Annotated in this window: 10 protein-coding genes and 1 tRNA gene; 7 read left to right on the forward strand and 4 right to left on the reverse strand. The window is 50.0% G+C overall.

The features are described from left to right. Positions 1 to 43 precede the first annotated feature (43 nt). From H6A34_RS06795 to H6A34_RS06810, 4 genes are all read right to left on the reverse strand, one after another. Positions 44 to 1,489: a flippase gene (locus tag H6A34_RS06795; protein ID WP_205104356.1), complete on the reverse strand. Its 1,446-nt coding sequence runs from the start codon at positions 1,487 to 1,489 to the stop codon at positions 44 to 46. Between the two features lie 29 nt (positions 1,490 to 1,518). Beyond that, positions 1,519 to 2,769: a nucleotide sugar dehydrogenase gene (locus tag H6A34_RS06800; RefSeq protein ID WP_205104358.1), complete on the reverse strand. Its 1,251-nt coding sequence runs from the start codon at positions 2,767 to 2,769 to the stop codon at positions 1,519 to 1,521. A gap of 88 nt (positions 2,770 to 2,857) precedes the next feature. Next, positions 2,858 to 4,348: a transcription termination/antitermination NusG family protein gene (locus tag H6A34_RS06805; RefSeq protein ID WP_205104360.1), complete on the reverse strand. Its 1,491-nt coding sequence runs from the start codon at positions 4,346 to 4,348 to the stop codon at positions 2,858 to 2,860. A 984-nt stretch (positions 4,349 to 5,332) separates the two neighbouring features. Then, positions 5,333 to 5,406, reverse strand: a tRNA-Asn gene (locus H6A34_RS06810). A gap of 287 nt (positions 5,407 to 5,693) precedes the next feature. On the opposite strand from H6A34_RS06810, the gene H6A34_RS06815 reads away from it, so the two are divergent. From H6A34_RS06815 to H6A34_RS06845, 7 genes are all read left to right on the forward strand, one after another. Continuing rightward, positions 5,694 to 7,427, forward strand: a complete 1,734-nt coding sequence (locus H6A34_RS06815; protein ID WP_205104362.1) for a S41 family peptidase — start codon at positions 5,694 to 5,696, stop codon at positions 7,425 to 7,427. A gap of 149 nt (positions 7,428 to 7,576) precedes the next feature. After that, positions 7,577 to 7,954 carry a desulfoferrodoxin gene (locus H6A34_RS06820; protein ID WP_021947356.1) on the forward strand — a complete coding sequence of 126 codons (378 nt, stop codon included), beginning with the start codon at positions 7,577 to 7,579 and terminating at the stop codon, positions 7,952 to 7,954. 377 nt (positions 7,955 to 8,331) lie between these two features. After that, the gene (locus tag H6A34_RS06825) at positions 8,332 to 9,462 is read left to right on the forward strand and encodes an AAA family ATPase (RefSeq protein ID WP_205104364.1); all 1,131 of its coding nucleotides are present in this window, start codon (positions 8,332 to 8,334) and stop codon (positions 9,460 to 9,462) included. A gap of 454 nt (positions 9,463 to 9,916) precedes the next feature. Continuing rightward, a complete protein-coding gene (locus H6A34_RS06830) occupies positions 9,917 to 11,371 on the forward strand; it encodes a helix-turn-helix domain-containing protein (protein ID WP_205104366.1) in 1,455 nt (484 codons plus the stop codon). 88 nt (positions 11,372 to 11,459) lie between these two features. After that, positions 11,460 to 13,832 (forward strand): C10 family peptidase, encoded by a 2,373-nt coding sequence (locus H6A34_RS06835; RefSeq protein WP_205104368.1) that lies wholly within the window; start codon positions 11,460 to 11,462, stop codon positions 13,830 to 13,832. 24 nt (positions 13,833 to 13,856) lie between these two features. After that, positions 13,857 to 16,388, forward strand: a complete 2,532-nt coding sequence (locus H6A34_RS06840; protein WP_205104370.1) for a choice-of-anchor J domain-containing protein — start codon at positions 13,857 to 13,859, stop codon at positions 16,386 to 16,388. Between the two features lie 15 nt (positions 16,389 to 16,403). Then, positions 16,404 to 17,999 (forward strand): fibronectin type III domain-containing protein, encoded by a 1,596-nt coding sequence (locus tag H6A34_RS06845; protein ID WP_205104372.1) that lies wholly within the window; start codon positions 16,404 to 16,406, stop codon positions 17,997 to 17,999. Positions 18,000 to 18,229: the final 230 nt, after the last annotated feature.

Below are 18,229 nucleotides of genomic sequence, written 5' to 3' on the forward strand. Positions count from 1 at the left end.
CATTTATAATGAAATTGTTGTTAATATATTATACACCCATGTATTACCCCTTCTTTATCACTTTTGAAATGACTTGCATCACAAAAGAATCTTTCTTAACCAAAAGGTATAAGAAATAAATAGTCGTTCCTGCGAGTATTTGCACTGTCAAAATTGTAACAGGAGAGAACTCGCCAAACAAAGGAACACTCAATAATATTACGGACATCAATATACTACCAATGAAATAATTGACGTGACACTTTCTGAAGAAACTGATAGGAATATCATTTCGTGCTATTATATACATTGAAGCAGTTGTCGCTATCTCTGCACATAAATAAGCTATTGCCGTTCCATTATAGGAAAATGCTGGAATCAGGCATATATTTAAAATCAAATCAACTATCGCTCCAATCATACAACAATGTATAACCGTCTTTATTTTCCCTTTCGGGTATAATATCTGTATCCCCATAACATTTGATATTCCCACCATCAAAATAATTGGTGCTATAATTTGGGATGATAAAGTTGCAGGTATAAACTCCTGTCCACACAACACCTCTATTATATAAGGTGCAGCAAATAACAAGCCGCAAGTCAATGGTAAACTTATTGCTATAGTAAAGTCATAAGATTTTTGAATTAATGCATTAAATTCTGCTTCTTTATGTTCTGATAACAAGTTTGAAGTCCTTGGCATCATTACTACACCAAGACACGATGAAAGTTTCATAACTACTTGCATTATCTTTGTCGCAGCCGTAAAATATCCGACAGCCAATGCATCTTTTATAAAGCCCAATAAGATTGGATTCAGCTGCAAGTAGACACTTGTGACAACATTAAATGAAAATACTTGAAGTACAGGCTTAATATGTTTGGATATGTCCAACTTCGAAAAAATAATATTCTCCCGATGGATGTATTTTCTTAATCTAATGAAATTGAAAATATTACCACCCAATATCCCGATAACCGAATAAACACCGTAGTACAATAAATCATCCTTCGTCTTGACCAAAAGAAACAGCAAGACAACCGATACGACTTTTACTATCAAGCCTCGTATTGTAATGTACTTGAAATCCTCTATGCCTTGGTAAAACCATTCGCATCCTATTGCCGTAAAGAAGATTGTAAGGCTTAATATAAGGAATAAAGGTACATCGGCCTTAATTTGAGGAACTGTCAGGCATAATACCGCAACAATCAAGTATCCAACAATAGTAAGTAAGGCGTGTAACAGCAGTATTTCTATGGCAGTACGGTTCATCTTAACCACGTCATTCCTGTCCCTTGCAATTTCACGGATTGCATACATGGGAATACCAAGACAGGTAAACAACGAGATATACCCGATGATGGAAGAGAAAAAGTTGACTTGCCCAATACCGTCAGCCTCGATAACACGGCAGGCATACGGAAAGGTTATCAACGGAAACAACATCTGCGTTCCCGTATTTATCAGGTTGAGTATGTAATTTGTTTTTACAGAGAGTGGCATAAGATAGCCTCTAATTTACAAATACGGAATTAGTCCCTCCTAAAAATATCCCTTGTGTAAACTTTATCTTTCACATCATCCAGACAAGAATCATATCTGTTGGCAATGATAGCATGACTTTGTTGCTTGAATGTTTCGAGGTTGTTCACTACTTTGCTGCCGAAAAATGTACTGCCGTCTTCAAGCGTGGGTTCGTAGATAATTACTTCGGCCCCTTTTGCCTTGATACGTTTCATTACGCCTTGAATTGACGACTGCCGGAAGTTGTCGGAATTTGATTTCATTGTCAGACGGTAAACGCCAACAATGCACTTCTTTTCCTCTGACGGATTGAAGTCACCACGATTGTAATAGTCATAATAACCGGCTTTGTGGAGAACACGGTCTGCGATAAAGTCCTTCCTTGTCCTGTTGCTTTCTACTATGGCCTGGATTAAGTTTTCAGGTACATCTGCGTAGTTGGCAAGAAGCTGTTTCGTGTCTTTAGGCAGACAATAGCCACCATATCCAAAGCTCGGATTGTTGTAATGTGTTCCGATACGTGGGTCAAGACAAACTCCGTTGATTATCGCCTGTGTGTCAAGTCCTTTCATTTCGGCGTAGGTGTCAAGCTCGTTAAAGTAGGAAACACGAAGAGCAAGATAGGTGTTGGCAAAAAGTTTAACAGCTTCGGCCTCTGTTGTACCCATGAATAAAGTATCGATGTTTTCCTTGATTGCCCCTTCTTGTAACAAAGCGGCAAATTCATGGGCAGCCTTATCCAAACGTTCATCACCTTCAGGACGGCCAACTATTATACGGCTTGGGTAAAGATTATCATACAGGGCTTTACTTTCACGGAGGAATTCGGGAGAGAAAATGATGTTGTCTGTATTCATCTTCTTCCTTATCATTTCCGTATAGCCGACAGGAATGGTGCTCTTGACAACCATTATTGCATTCGGATTAACACTCTTGACCAACTCTATAACCTCCTCAACATGGCTCGTGTCAAAATAGTTCTTTACCGGGTCGTAATTGGTCGGGGCTGCTATGACAACGAAATCTGCGTCAGAATATGCTTTTGCTCCATCTGTTGTTGCTGTCAGGTTCAGGTCCTTTTCTGCTAAGTATTTCTCGATATAGTCATCCTGTATCGGTGACTTTCGTTGGTTTATCAAGTCTACTTTCTCGGAAATAACATCCACGGCCGTTACTTTATGATTTTGGCTGAGAAGAGTGGCAATACTAAGTCCAACGTAACCAGTTCCGGCTACTGCAATTTTTGTGTTTTTGTTCATATTGTTTGTGTTATTTTATCGTTTTTATTATGATTTATCAGCAACGAATTCAAAATTTCCACATCATCACTTTCTTTATCACCTTTTATTATATATGCAGCCACACAGTCCTCAAATACCTTCTCCAGACAGCAAGATGGGTCGTGGTGTTTATTTCCCTACAAATGTCGGTGCAGGTCTTTATCAATTCGTCTTTCGCATCCTCGATATTTGATGTTGCGGTTATAGCCATCACATTTAGTCTATCCTCACCAACATTGAGATTTTTTACAGCTTTTACCTTTGATTCTTCGTTGGTAATGACATTATATAATGTGGGAGAATAATTGCGGAACGACTCTATTAGCTTATCTTTATTTCCCTTACAGTCGGGCGTCTTTGTCCCTTTCACTAACTTCTCGTTTGCCTTTCCGCCTGTCATAAAGTATTCTCCCAAGAAATAATCCCAGTTCGCAAAGATTGTGACGGAATTTTTACTTACATCCTCAATAACACCTATATGGGCATAATAAGTCGTAGTAATCGTTTTCTCTTCCTCCTTGCTCGGATAATATACGTCTTCTGTTATATCAACCCTTCTTATTGTCTCAGTGAAGTCTGCATGCTGTAACTGTGCTTCTTCATGTCCTTCTTCAAGTTCAACGCCGGAGGTAGGAGTAAGGAATGGCCTGATTACGAGTCTTTTCCAGTTTGACTTTACATATCCTGGATTGTCTTTCTCGTAACGGATAAGGTTCAATAAAAGTTCTGCATTATTCGTATCAAGTTGGGATATCCTTTGACTTATCTTCTCGTAACCCTTATTGTACAGGCTCTTGCAGAAATCGACCAGCGAGGGCTTAAACGTTAATTCCTCGACAAATTCATACAGCAAGGAAAGTGTCTTGTCCCCATTACCGCAACCTTGTATCATTCCGATAAGCAGGTCAACAGCCCTTTCCTTTATTGTTCCTATTGTCTGCTTGTCGCCTTCCGCATTATGGATTCTTACTACCCGGAAATTCCAGATATTGGGTATTGAAACAGTCATGCCGCTGTTCTTGCCAAGCCCTCGAATATGGAAAACCAGCCTCTTGTCTCGCCTGAACTTCGTTATGTATCCTTCTGTTCCTGCCAACGGGCCGTCAATAACTTTTACAATGTCGTTTGGCTCATTTGTTTTCGGATTGAAGGCATAATCAGAGTAAGGCCGTTCGAGTATAATCATCCGGTCGGAATAGTTCTCGTTGAAGTCCTTGAACATCCGCATTTCTTTTTCGGGAATGGTCAATACCGACGACTTTTGTGTTTTTGTCTTCTTGCTGTAATCGTAGAGCATGACACCCTTCGGAAAGCGCTGTTCAAGGAAGTCGGTAACGGCCTGCCGGGTGGCGAGCACAAATACAACCCCGGTAAACAACCTCCTTGGCAACTCATTGTTCATGTTCGCGGCAACCAGTGAAGGGCAGTAAACCTCAAGGATATTCTTCGATACCTGCCGGTGTTTAGCGAGCAAGTCCGTCAGTATCTTTTCCTGTCGTGGTTGTGTGCGGATAAGGAACCAATGGTAGTCCACACTGTTGAGTTTGTCCGTGCTCATTATAAAATAGGAATACAGTTTTTATTCCCTTTCAAAAAAGTGCGTTCTTCAAATTCCCTTCATGGCAATCGCATGAAAGTTACAAAATACCTTTTCAAGATAAGAATATGCGTCTTGCAACAAATATTCATTGCATCCGCTTGCATTATCTTCAGGCTTAACGGCGGCATTCCGGACGAACCTCAGCGGCAATGACTGACCGTTGTTATGTGGCGTGACGAACAAAGCGTTGCAGGCTTCATTTTATTCATTTCCATACCACAAAATTCCTTGTTGTTCCTTAATTTAGTTCTTGTCCCAATGGAGGAATAATTACCGTTTCACAAGTATAAGACCTCCGCTCGCTGCAAAGATACGAAAAACAGCGGATTTATGGTTCTTTTGGAAGATTTTTTTGATGAAATTTTATCTTTCTTGTTTGACTAAGACGCCGAATGTTTGACTAAAAACGGACTTGTCATTGACTAATTTACTGATATAAAATACTTTACAAGACATCGCCGCTTCATACTTGTAAAACGGCCACTTTTGTCAATTCTATTTTCTTCCCTTTACACTTTTATATCTTGTCGGTAACTTTCAAGTCGGCTCCCATGCGCTGCCTGTCAACATTTTGATTGTAATAAAATACTGCCGTAATCCAAACCGTATGGAATGCGTTTACCCAATGCTATCAGTTTACGGTTTCTTTCATCACTTCGTCTTTTCAAATATTCAGCATATTTGTCAAGAAGGCAACGTTAATTTCAGATATGTTCAGATATTCCCTGCCGATGAATGACATGACCGATCTTATTACGGTTTCATAAGTATCAGTTCCCTTCAACAGTACCTAAATATCCATTCACAAGAGATAGCGATGAAGCCAGTATCGAAATTCCCGTCAAAAAGCCGTGTCTTTCCACTCCGTCAAGGGTTAAAACAAGACAAAAGGAAAAGTGCCAACTACCTGAACTCCAAGTAATTAGCACTCTGTTTGTAAGGCGCTTCAAGATGGGCTTGAACCAACGACCCCCTGATTAACAGTCAGGTGCTCTAACCAACTGAGCTATTGAAGCAGTATTGCATTATCTCTCAAATGCGTTGCAAAGGTAATGCGTTTTTCTGAAACCACCAAACTTTTTGGCTAAAAAATTGAATTTTCGAATAAAATTCGATAAAATTCAGGCAAAAGACGGTGTTTTACGCCAATAAAGGTATATCTTTGCAAATAGAAACGTTTATTTACGGCCACAAGGGTGACATGCTCCGGATCGGGGACGAAAGCCTTGCCGGAACATACCAGGACTGCATCATACATGGCAGCCTTGACTTATGCCCGCCAACTGTACAACAGGAATTAAATATGAAAATAAGGATTTTGCAGCTCATTGCGCTGCTTATGCTGTCTTTCACGGCCTCGACGGCGCAGGAAGACAAGGACCACAACTTCAACGTTGCCAAGAACATGCAGGTGTTCAACGAGATTTACAGCTATCTGGACTTGATGTACGTTGACACGCTTGACGCCGACGAAGTGGTCGGTACGGCAATCAATTCAATGCTGAAATCGCTCGACCCATATACCGTTTATTACCCCGAAGACAAAGTCAAGGACCTAAAGACCATGCTCACGGGGCGTTATGGCGGTATAGGCTCTATCATACGGTACAACCAGAAGATTGGTAACACCGTGATAGACGAGCCTATGCAGGGCAGTCCGGCCGCCGAGGCAGGCCTGAAAAAGGGCGACATCATCCTGTGCATTGACGATTCTACGATGGCAGGAAAGTATCCTGCTTATGTCAGTTCGCACCTTAAAGGCGTGCCAGGCACCACGTTCGTTCTGAAAATCAAGCGCCCGTCAACGGGCAAGGAGATGCAGTTCAGGATCACTCGCCGCGCCATCGAGACGCCGACCATACCCTACTACGGACTGCGCAATGACAGTATCGGCTACCTTAACCTTACCAGCTTCACCGAGGATTGCGCCAAGGACGTGCGCCGGGCGCTGGTCGAGATGAAGCACAAGGGGATGAAGGGCTTTGTGCTCGACCTGCGCGGCAACGGCGGCGGGTCTGTGCCCGAGGCTGTAGAGATAGTCAACATGTTCGTGCCCAAGGGCATTACGCTGGTGAAGACGCGCGGAAAACTGAAGCGTGCGAACACCGACTACGTAACCACCGTTGACCCGCTTGACTCTATAATGCCCGTCGTCGTGCTTGTAAACGGCGAGAGCGCCAGCGCCAGCGAGATAACCAGCGGCAGCCTGCAAGACCTCGACCGCGCCGTAATTCTGGGCACGCGCACCTACGGCAAGGGCCTCGTCCAGCTTCCCGTAGACCTTTCGTACAACGGACAGATGAAACTTACCACCGGAAAATACTACATCCCGAGCGGGCGATGCATACAGGCCATCAACTACCGCCACGCCCGCGGAGGCTACACCGAGCACATTCCAGACAGCCTTACCAAGGTGTTCTACACGGCAGGAGGGCGTGAAGTACGCGACGGGGGCGGCATAAAGCCAGACATAGAGGTGCGTCCCGACTCGCTGCCGAACATAGCTTACTACCTGACTATGTCCGGATTAGACTCTACCGAGGTGCTGCTCGATTACGAAACGGACTACATGGCGGCCCACCCGACCATCGCCCCGGCAGCCGATTTCGAGCTGTCCGACGCCGACTACGAGGACTTCAAGCAGAGGGTGATAAAGAGCGGATTCACGTATGACCCCGAAAGCGAGCGCGCACTAAAGACACTGAAGAAGATTGTGCAGTTCGAAGGCTATTACGACGACGCCAAGACGGAGTTCGAGAACCTCGAGAAAAAGCTGAAACACAACATCGCCCGCGACCTTGACATGCACAAGGACGTGCTCAAGCAGATAATAACCAACGACCTCGTGACTGCCTACTACTACCAGGCGGGGGCAGTGGAGAACAGCCTGAAGTACGACAAGCAGATGAAGGAGGCATGCCGGATAATCAACAACCCGGCAGAATACAGGGCTATACTTGACGGCACATACAAGCAGCCTGAGAGCGAAAATGCCGATGAAATCGAGGAAAATGACACCGAGGAGGATGATTTATAAAGGTAAAAGGGTAAAAATTTAAAAAGACTAAAACATAAGACCTCCAGACGGTACAAGGCAAAAACATAAGCGGGACGGCCCATACGGCAAGGCGAACGACAGCCGGAGGCGTCCCGAATGTATAACAAATAAAAGAAAGGAACAAGATTATGACGAACAGGAATGAAGTTTACCGCTGCGCAGTATGCGGCAACATAGTAGAAGTACTCCACGCAGGAGCAGGCACGCTGACATGCTGCGGCCAGCCAATGAAGCTGATGAAGGAGAACACGGTAGACGCTGCTACGGAGAAGCACGTGCCCGTAATCGAGAAAATAGACGGAGGATACAAGGTCAAGGTGGGCAGCGTTGAGCACCCGATGACCGAAGAGCACTACATCGAATGGATCGAACTGGTTGAGGGCGACAAGGTACAGCGCAAGCACCTCAAGCCGGGCGAGAAACCGGAAGCCGTGTTCTATACCGACGCAACCGACGTTTACGCACGCGAATACTGCACACTGCACGGACAGTGGAGCACGAAGTAATAACGCGACTATAAACGATACTTTAACGAAAGGCCATCTTTTGCATTTCAAAAGACGGCCTTTTGCGTTGCTGTTGACGGCCTTTCGGAAGGCGAAAGGCCGCCTTTTGTAATTTGCCATGCGGCATACCGCTAAACCGATAGCAATCAAGCACTTTCACGCAGACGGACATCCGCCGTATTATTGACGTTTGAACGGAACACAATAAATTGTAATAAAAATATTAGTAACAATTTTATTACTAACAAATTTATTAGTAAATTTGCTTCATGAATATAAGATGTGGCTCGGCAAAGACAAAGCGAGAACAAAGTTTTGGATTCATCCTTGCACCCGCCCGCCGCTATATTCACATACGGTAAACATTTTGAAACTTTATGGAAAACAAGCCTTTTGTATTCGGAGTGGCAGCTTCGGGTGACAACTTCACCGACCGTGAAAACGAAACGGCACGCCTGCTGATGAACTTCCGCAGCGGAGTTAACACGATATTGATTTCCCCACGCCGCTGGGGAAAGACGTCGTTGGTGCGGAAAGTATGCCGCCTAGCGCAGTCAGAAGAACTGAAAATAGTCTATCTCGACATCTTCTCCTGCCGCAGCGACGACGATTTTTACGCCGCCTTCGCCTCGGCTGTGCTGAAACAGACGTCGTCAAAGGCGGAAGAATGGATGGAGCATATCAGGCAGTTTATGTCGCGCATAAACCCAAAAATCTCGTTTGGCGTTGACGCCGCAGCCGATTTCACGCTCTCGTTGGAGCTGACGCCGAAAAAAGATGACGTCGACGAGATACTGCAACTGCCCGAAAAAATCGCCGAAAAGAAAGGATACAACATAGTGGTGTGCATTGACGAGTTCCAGCAAATAGGCGAATTCAAGAACTCAAAGGCTTTCCAGAAACGGCTGCGCTCAGAATGGCAGCTGCAAAAACACGTATCATACTGTCTGTTCGGCAGCAAGATGCACCTGATGAACGAGCTTTTCGAGCGGAAGAGCTTGCCGCTCTACAAATTCGGGGACGCGATTTACCTGCAAAAAATCTCCACTGCCGACTGGGTAAGCTATATCCGAAGCCGTTTTGGGGCTACGGGAAAGAGCATATCGGCAGAATTGGCGGAGGAAATATGCCACATGGTCGACAATCATTCATCATACGTGCAACAGCTGGCGTGGCTCGTCTGGACGCGCACCGGCAATGAAGCCACGCGGAAAAACCTTGAAGACGCCTTCCAGGACATCATTGACCAGAACACGCCGCTCTTCGAAAAGCAGACCGAAAGCCTTACTTCCTACCAGATGAACTTCCTCCGCGCCATAACCGACGGCGTACACAGCGAGTTAACCACGCAGGAAGTGCTGCGTAAATACCAGCTCGGCTCGTCGGCGAACGTCAGCATAATAAAACGCGCCTTGGTAAAGAAAGAACTTATAGAGATTGAAAAGCGCAAGACCGTAATACCCGACCCGGTAATGAAAGTATGGCTGCAAAGAGAGCTGAAAATATGAACAAAAAGGTATTATAACGCGCTATCATCACGAGGAAGCATGTTCGTCGGCAATTATTAAACGATTATCAAAAGCCCCATTTGCTGCCGAATAAAAACGGGTAATCAAGCGCCATCGTTTCATGAGGATTTGAACGAATTTCCGAAAGGCCGTCTTTTGCATTTCAAAAGACGGCCTTTTGCGTTGCTGTTGACGGCCTTTCGGAAGGCGAAAGGCCGCCTTTTGGGAAGCGCTCCGGGCCAGGCCCCTGCCCAAGCGGCTTTATCACGCATTGCCACGCGCCGCACCTAACGGTGCTTTACATGAGTATCCGGCGGCTGGCAAAACACGGGTAAAAGGCCATTTCTTGCGCTTTTGCTTTGCGTTTTGCCACACTTACATTATCTTTGCAGGTAAATCACATCCGTAATATGCCATTAGTCAAGTTTTTTTCATAGTCATATTGCTTGCCTGCATGCACTCATGCGGCAAGTATCCGGCTGACGGCGGCTCGGCAGATACCGACAAGCTGTATGCCGAAGGCATGGCGGAACTTAAGGAGAACCAATACAACAAGGCGCTGTCAAAGCTGCTGCGCTACGTCCAAATCGAGGAGCGCAACAGCCGTAAGGACACCCTGAACCTGATGAAGGCATATTACAACGTGGGCGGAATATACTCGATTTATTCGGACTTTGCCCAGGCCCTCGAGCTGTACAAGAAGGGTTACGCGCTCGGACAGGCGTCAGACAACGACGAGATGCAGTTCAAGTTCCTCACCAACATGATCGGGGCGAGCTGCTATATCAGCAAACCCGAGCTGGCTGACGGCCTCAACGAGAACCTGCTCAGGCTGAAGGGGATAAGCAAGGGGCGCCGCATGTACTATTATTATTTCAACAAGGGCTTCATCGCAGGCAGCCACGGCGACTACGACGGCAAGGCCCGCTGGATGGAGAAGGCCATAGCCGCCGCCGACAGGTACGGCCTGCCTGACGACATGAAGGTGTATGCCTATTCGGAGGTTTACCAGTGTTACGAGAACCGCGGCGACCTCTACAAGGCCCTGTCGGCCCTGAAGACTTACGAGTCGATAGCCTGCGACATGAACCAGATGTACCTGTACACCGACTGCTACAAGGGCCTGATGAGGATTTACACCAAGCTGGGCGACAAGGAGAACGCCCTGCATTACCAGAAGGAGTACTTTAGGTACAACGACTCGCTGCTGAACATCAACGAATTCTCGCGCATCAAGACCGACTACGAGGTCTCCGAGGACAAAATCGTGCAGGCTACCATCGACAATCTCGAGAAAATCAACTCCCTGCAGAAGATTGTCCTGTCAATGCTCCTGGCCCTCGTGGCCCTCGCAGTGACGGCCACCATAGTGTTCTACCGCCAGCGGCAGAAACTGCACGTGGCCAATCTCGCCCTGTTCAAGCGCAACGCCGAGCTGCTGAAGATGGAGAGCGCGCTGAAGAACGGCGACGCCCAGGGCGGCATAATGCCGCCGACGGACATCGACGGAGCCACGGCCGACAAGGACGCCGCCACCTACGACCGCAACGACCTGATACGCAGGATAACCGAGGTGATGTCGGATGAAGACGTGTTCTGCGACCCCGCGTTCAGCCTATCGGCCCTGGCCCGCCTCACCGAGTCGAACACCAACTACGTATCGCAGGCCATCAACTCAAACTTCGGCAAGAACTTCCGCACTTACCTCAACGAATACAGGATAAAGGTAGCCATGAAACGCATGATGGACACCGACAGGTTCGGCAACTACAGCATACACGGCATAGCCGAAAGCGTAGGCTTCAAGTCCGACTCCAACTTCATCTCCGCTTTCAGGAAAGTAACCGGCATGACCCCTTCGCTGTACCAAAAGCTATCCAAAGACGACTCTTTAATTTCCAATTCATAAATCAGAAACATTCAAAACGTTGCTTTTTTATGGTTTTTACGGATTATTCGTATATTTGCGCGGTCGAAAACTATAAAACAGTAACATTATGAAAAGATTTACTTTCATCATCCTGAGCGTACTGTTCTCGGTCATGTCTTTCGCTGAAGACATCAATCCGGCACAGGCACTCGCCATCGCAAAATCGTTCCTTGACGGCAGCTCCGGGCAGACAAGGTCGCCGGTCATGTCGTCAAGACAGCTCAAACTGGCCCATACGGCCATAGCTTCTGACGGTAAGAACGGCCTTTACGTGTTCAATGTAGGCAATAACGGCGGCTTCGTAATCGTAGCCGCTGACGACGGAGCGCACGAAATCCTCGGCTACAGCGACAGCGGCAGCTTCGACACCAACAGCATTTCGCCGGAGTTCAAAAGCTGGATTGCAGGCTACGCGGACGAAATAGCGTATATCAGACGTACCGGATACCGTGGCGCCGAAACGGTCCAGGCCGCACCACGCAAGGCCGTCGCGCCGCTGCTCGGCGACATAATGTGGAACCAGGACGAGCCTTACAACGACATGTGCCCGTCTTACGACCTCAACGCAAGATGTGCCACGGGATGCGTAGCCACCGCAATGGCGCAGGTAATGTACTACCACAGATGGCCCGAGACGGGCGTCGGCTCGCACACTTACTCACCGTCAATACTCGGAGGCGGCACGCTTACCGCCGACTTCGGCAACACCCGCTACGCCTGGGACGACATGCTTCCGACATACGACGCCACGAGCAGCGAGGCAAGCCGTGAGGCCGTAGCCCTGCTAATGCTGCATTGCGGAATCTCGGTGGACATGGAATACTCTACGTCGAGCGGCGCCGGCAGTACCGAAGTGGCCATAGCGCTCGCCACGTACTTCAACTATGACAAGGGCGTGGCTTACCGCCAGCGCACCAACTACGGCAGCCTTGAATGGGACAACACCATCAAGAGCGAGATTGACGCAGGCCGCCCGGTCATCGCCACGGGGCGTTCCTCGGCCGGAGGACACGCCTTCGTGTTCGACGGATACGATGATAACGGACTTATACACGTCAACTGGGGATGGAGCGGAATGAGCAACGGCTACTTCCGCACGACGGCTCTCATGCCTCCAGTGCAGGGCGTAGGCGGCGCCGATGGAGGCTACAACTACGACCAGCAGATTATAACGGGCATACAAAAGCCGCAGGAAGGCAGCGAGCCTGACATCGAGCTCGTATCGTCAGAAGGCCTCGTGCCCGCCGAAGAGACCATCGCCAACGGCGCCTCTACCGACTTCAGGCTGTGCGGAATGCTGCGCAACGCCGGCTGGCAGGACTCTGAATTCGATTACGGACTTATGCTTACCGACGCCGACGGCAATATAACAAAGGTTGTCGAGACCGGAGTCAGCGACGTGCTGTACGTTGGATACATGATATTCGGGCCCGACTTCAACGACGTTTCGCTCGGAACTCTCGCCCCGGGCGAGTACACCCTCTACCCCGTTTGCCGCGTAAAGGGCGGAAGCGGAGCGTGGAACCGCATTCGCGACGAGTACGTCGGCTACCCGAATTACATCTACCTGACCGCCACCGAGAGCGAAATCACATTCTCGTACCCCGAATACTTCGACCTTGACATTGCCGAACTGCAGCTTCCCGAAGAGGTTTACGCAGGAGTGCCGGCACAGATCGGGGGCACGGTTACGAACAACGGCGACGTTGATTACCTTGGAGACATCCACGTGTCGATTGTCGACAAGGAAACCAAACGCAGCGTAGCGACCGGCTCGGCTTACAAGATTGACCTGGCTCCGGGCGCAAGTCTTGACCTCGAACTTATCGACTCTTACACCCTTGAGCCCGGAAACTATCTCGTTACCGTGGTTGACGACGACAACAAACGCATTGCCCCGCTCAGCGAGATTACCGTAAACGAGGCACCGGCAGAGGCCGCAGTGTTCGGCCCCGCGGAGCAACTGTCGTTCGCCGACAACAATAACGTAGACAAGAACAACATGGACATAACCGCCAAAATCACCTGTACGTCGGGCGTTTACGGCGGATACATCTACCTTTATTTATTCAACGAGACTGGCACCGTGCAGGAAGGCTGCCTCACTCCGCAGTATCTGTTCATCAAGGAGGGCCAGACCGTCGACGTTACTTTCGGCGGAGCGTTCGAGAACGGCGTGCCCGGCACGGTATATACGGCGTGCCTCATGGCCTACGACGGCAATGTATTGTCGTTCCTCAGCCCGATGGAACTGTCGGTATGCCAGTTCCGCCTGAGCGACATTACGTCCTCGATAGACAATATCGAGACTGCCGACGAAGCCCCGACGGCCATCTACGACATCAGCGGAAAACTGCTTCCGACCACCGACATCAATTCCTTGCCAAAGGGAATATACATCGTCAAGCGCGGCGGAAAGACCATGAAGATAGTCAAATAACATTCACCCTAACATTCGAAAATCATGAAAAGAATCATAATATCACTGGTTGCGCTCTTCGCCGTGGCGTTGTCATGCCAGCTGCAAGCCGTGGCGCAGACCACAGGACAGCTTCCGCCGACAGACGGAAGACAAGGACCTACCGCCCTGAAAGCCGTTCCTACGGAGGCAAGAATAAGTGACGGACTGCCCAAGCAAGTGAAAACGGCAGCTAAAACAACAGCCGCTGACGCGTCGATGTTCACCGGCCGCACATTCTACGGAGCCCTGATTAACAGCGACACTTGGGCAAACGCGTCAATAACTGACGTTCCTTACGGCATTTACTCGTTCGAGATAAGCGATAATCCCACGCCCGTAAGCCACTTTACGAACCTCTCTTACGGCTTCATGTCAGGCGCTTACGGCAACGAACAGTTTGTAGGAATATCGGCATTGAACGTCATGGGCGCGCTGAACGGCGCAAGATACATCACCATAGACACCCGAAACTGGACTGAGTTGAAGAACGTTTTGTACGACACCAGCAGCAAGTCGTATTCACTCTTGCCGTCGGCTATGGCTTACAACGTCACCGACAACACCATTTACTCGCTCCAGTATAACGACGACCTGAGCGGACTTGACTGGTGTGTGTATAACCGTGATTACGACGAAATGGACAAAATTGCCTCTTTCCGCGGAAGATATAACGTCATAACACTGGCCTCGCTGCCTTCGGGAGAGATGTATTTCATCAACAACTACGGCGACCTCTACACCATAGACAAAGCCAACGGCCGTCCGCGCATGGTCGGTTTTACGGGTGTTGAGCCGGTGCTGTACAGCCAGTCGATGATGTACGACGGCAGGACGGGGCTGTTCCTGTGGGCCGCGTGGACGACTCAGGGCAGCCAGCTTTACGCCGTTGACCCCGAGACAGCAGAATCATTCAAGGTTCTCGACTTCAAGAACAACGAGCAGTTCGTTGCCCTTTACGATACCGACAACGCCGCTCCCGACGCAGCCCCGGCGGCAGTTGAAAACCTGAAGATAACGCCTGACACCGACGGAGGCCTCGGTTGTACGATTTCATTCGACGTGCCCGACGCCACATACGGCGGCAACCCGCTCGGTAAGTCGACGCTTAACGTATGGCTTGACGGCCAGAATCTCAAGGGTGTAGACGCCGTTGCGGGCGAGCATGTGTCGATACCGGTAACGCTCACCGAGGGCAACCATTACGTCGCAGTCAACCTGAGCAACGACGGGGGCTACTCTCCCACTGTGTCGTTGACCAAGTATATCGGTTACGACGTGCCGAAGACGGTAGGCTCGCTTACGTTCACCCACGACGAGACGGCCGGCACGAACAACGTCAGCTGGACGGCTCCGGAGGGAGGTGTCAACGCCGGATACATCGACTTCAACAACCTGACGTACACCGTAGTGCGCATGCCTGACAGCGTAACGGTGGCCACTGGTCTCAAGGCTACTACGTTCTCGGAGCCTACGCCGACAGCGATGCACAGCTACAGTTACAGGGTTATGGCCGTGAACAACGGCAAGACGGGCGACTACGCCGAGTCGGAAAGCATACTGTGCGGCGACGCCTTCACCGTGCCTTACGAGCAGGCATTTGCCGACCCGTCGGTTCTTACCGACTTCTTCACCATCGTCGACGCCAACAAAGACAACAACACATGGCGCCAGGGATTCAACAACGACGTGAGAATAGACATCAGCGTAAACAATCCCATAGGCGACGACTGGCTCATTACGCCGGGAATCAACATGGAAGGCGGAACGGTTTACCGCTTCACGATGAACATGAAGACCTTTACGCAGGGCTATCCCGAGGACTTCGACATATGCGTAGGCACCGACCCGAACGACATTTCTACGTTCAAGGTAGCCAAGGAAGTAAGGGGCCTGGAGCTGTATGAGACCTTCGGCGACTACTCGGCCGACTTCAACATCGACGCTGACGGCGAGTATTTCGTGGCAATAAGGTACTGCAGTAACAACGCCAACAACAGCACTATGCTGCTGCTTAACAACGTAAGAGTGACGAAAGTGGGCGCCACCAAAGCTCCAGCGGCTGTAGGCGACCTTAAGATAACGCCCGATGCCGACGGAGCGATGGCCGCTACGGTGGCATTCACCGCGCCGGCAACCGACCTCGCGGGCAACGCGATACCGTCACTGACCAAGGTGAACGTCTACCGCGGCGGCACGGCCGAGCCTATCCACACATTCGACAGCCCGGCGCCGGGCGCAAGCCTCAGCTTCACCGACAACCGCGTAAGCCGCGTGGGGACGACCGTGTACAGCGTAGTTGCCGAGAATGAGTACGGCGCAGGCGCAACGGCGGCTGACTCGGCATTCGTAGGAATATACTCTGCGCCGTACCTCGAGACGTTCGACACTCGCGCGGCCTCGGAGCTTTACACCTCGCTGGCAAGCGGTTTCGACACGGAGGCTAACCCGTATTACCGCTGGACTTACAACGAAGCTAACAAGCGGATGGGCTTCTACGCATTTAACGCGAATGAAGGCGACCAGGCTAACCTGTAGCTCTTCACGCCCGCCATGAAGCTTGACGCCAACTCGGTGTACGCATTCTCCTACAAGGCTAACATCAACCTGTACAGCAACACCATAACCAACAAGGTGTACATGGGTACCGACGCCACGCCGGAAAGCCAGGAGACGTTCATAGGCGACATGCCAAGCAGCACCAATTACCAGATGATGGAAACGTCGCACAACGTCGTCACCACAGAGGCCGGCCGCTTCGTGTTCGGGTTCAACTCAATAGGCACGAGTCAGGGCGACTATCTCAGCGTAGACCTTGACGACGTAGCGCTAACCTACCTCAAGTCGGCATTCTCGCCATACATGATTACCGACTACAACGCCGAGGCCGACAAGGGCGGCGAAATGACGGTGAACATGTCGTTCCGCGTGCCCGATACCGACTACCAGGGCAACCCGATTGAAGGCTACCTGAGCGTAGAAGTGTTCCGAGGGACCAGCCCCACGCCCGTGTTCACCAAGAACGACGTAGCCCCGGGAGCCGTTGTCGAGTGGAGCGACACGCAGGCCCAGCACGGACAGAACATCTACATGATTTCGGCATCTAACTCTTACGGCCGCAGCGAGGTGCTTGCCGACACGCTCTTCGTAGGCCGCGACGTGCCCGAAACAGTTGGAAACTACACCGCAAAAGGCTCTGCCGACAACCAGGACGCAGTGCTGGCATGGACCGCCCCGACGCAAGGCGTCAACGGAGGCGTAGTAGTTGCCGACGAGCTTACGTACAACATCTACAGCTATAACATATCGACCAACGAGCTTACGCCCATCGCAAGGAACGTTGAAGGCACGACATACACTGTCGAGAACGAGCCTTCTGACGCCCAGCGGGTGCTCTATTACGCCGTGTCGGCTGTCAACACCGAGGGCGAGAGCCAGGCCATGGCGGCATCGGTAACGCTCGGCAAGCCGTACACTCTGCCGTTCAAGGAGTCGTTCGCGGGCAAGGAACTGTCCACCACGCCATGGACCGAGGTTACGTCAAACGACTATGTGCTCAACTGGAACCTCGACAACCCCGACGGTTCGACGTATAACGGCGCAGTGGCGCAGGACGGCGACGGCGGTGTGGCATACATGTACAACGGCTCGATGTACGAGACATTTGCCGGAGCGGGCTTCGTATCGCCGAAGGTAAGCCTCGGCGGAACAACCGCGACGCTGTCGTTCTGGGTATACAACATGGCCACCAACTATCCCGACAACAAGCCTCTGCTTGACGTTTACGTGCGTGCCGACGACGGCGAGATGGAACAAGTAGGCTCATACATCGTCGGAGGAGACACCGAGGAAGGATGGAAGCTGTACGAGATACCGCTCACCGACTACGCTTCGTCAGGCAACATAAGCTTCGCCTTCTACGGATATACCGGCGGATACATGGACGTTATCTACCTCGACAACATCGAGATAAAGGCCGGACTGCCCTCTTCAATCGACGGCGTTGACGCCCAGGGTAAGGAGATTGAGAGCGAAAGCTGGTACACCGTAGACGGAATGAAGGTTGAGAAGCCGCGCGGCGGCCTGTTCATCCACACCGTAAGGTATACCGACGGAACGGTCAGGACCGACAAGGTAGCAGTGGAATAAACGCTGCACGGCGCCTGTCGCCGAGCCGGCAGGCAACGACAAGCTAAGAAGCTGATAATCAAAGGCTTTATAAAAGGCCGTCTTTTGGAGAGCAAAAGGCGGCCTTTTAGCGTGCGGTTGACGGCCTTTCATAAGGCGAAAGACCGCAAACGGGGTTCATCCGCAGTTCTGTTGGATAAAGATAAGATGCTGATATTCAAGTATTTGTATTATCTTGTATGCTCATAAGT

The organism is Marseilla massiliensis (assembly GCF_016899855.1).
Lineage (GTDB): Bacteria > Bacteroidota > Bacteroidia > Bacteroidales > Bacteroidaceae > Prevotella.

Excerpts from the sequence above, each read along its gene's own strand:
- H6A34_RS06795 (WP_205104356.1), bottom strand. The coding sequence starts at position 1,489 with ATGCCACTCTCTGTAAAAACAAATTACATACTCAACCTGATAAATACG.
- H6A34_RS06800 (WP_205104358.1), bottom strand. The coding sequence starts at position 2,769 with ATGAACAAAAACACAAAAATTGCAGTAGCCGGAACTGGTTACGTTGGA.
- H6A34_RS06805 (WP_205104360.1), bottom strand. The coding sequence starts at position 4,348 with ATGAGCACGGACAAACTCAACAGTGTGGACTACCATTGGTTCCTTATC.
- H6A34_RS06815 (WP_205104362.1), top strand. The coding sequence starts at position 5,694 with ATGAAAATAAGGATTTTGCAGCTCATTGCGCTGCTTATGCTGTCTTTC.
- H6A34_RS06820 (WP_021947356.1), top strand. The coding sequence starts at position 7,577 with ATGACGAACAGGAATGAAGTTTACCGCTGCGCAGTATGCGGCAACATA.
- H6A34_RS06825 (WP_205104364.1), top strand. The coding sequence starts at position 8,332 with ATGGAAAACAAGCCTTTTGTATTCGGAGTGGCAGCTTCGGGTGACAAC.
- H6A34_RS06830 (WP_205104366.1), top strand. The coding sequence starts at position 9,917 with ATGCACTCATGCGGCAAGTATCCGGCTGACGGCGGCTCGGCAGATACC.
- H6A34_RS06835 (WP_205104368.1), top strand. The coding sequence starts at position 11,460 with ATGAAAAGATTTACTTTCATCATCCTGAGCGTACTGTTCTCGGTCATG.
- H6A34_RS06840 (WP_205104370.1), top strand. The coding sequence starts at position 13,857 with ATGAAAAGAATCATAATATCACTGGTTGCGCTCTTCGCCGTGGCGTTG.
- H6A34_RS06845 (WP_205104372.1), top strand. The coding sequence starts at position 16,404 with ATGAAGCTTGACGCCAACTCGGTGTACGCATTCTCCTACAAGGCTAAC.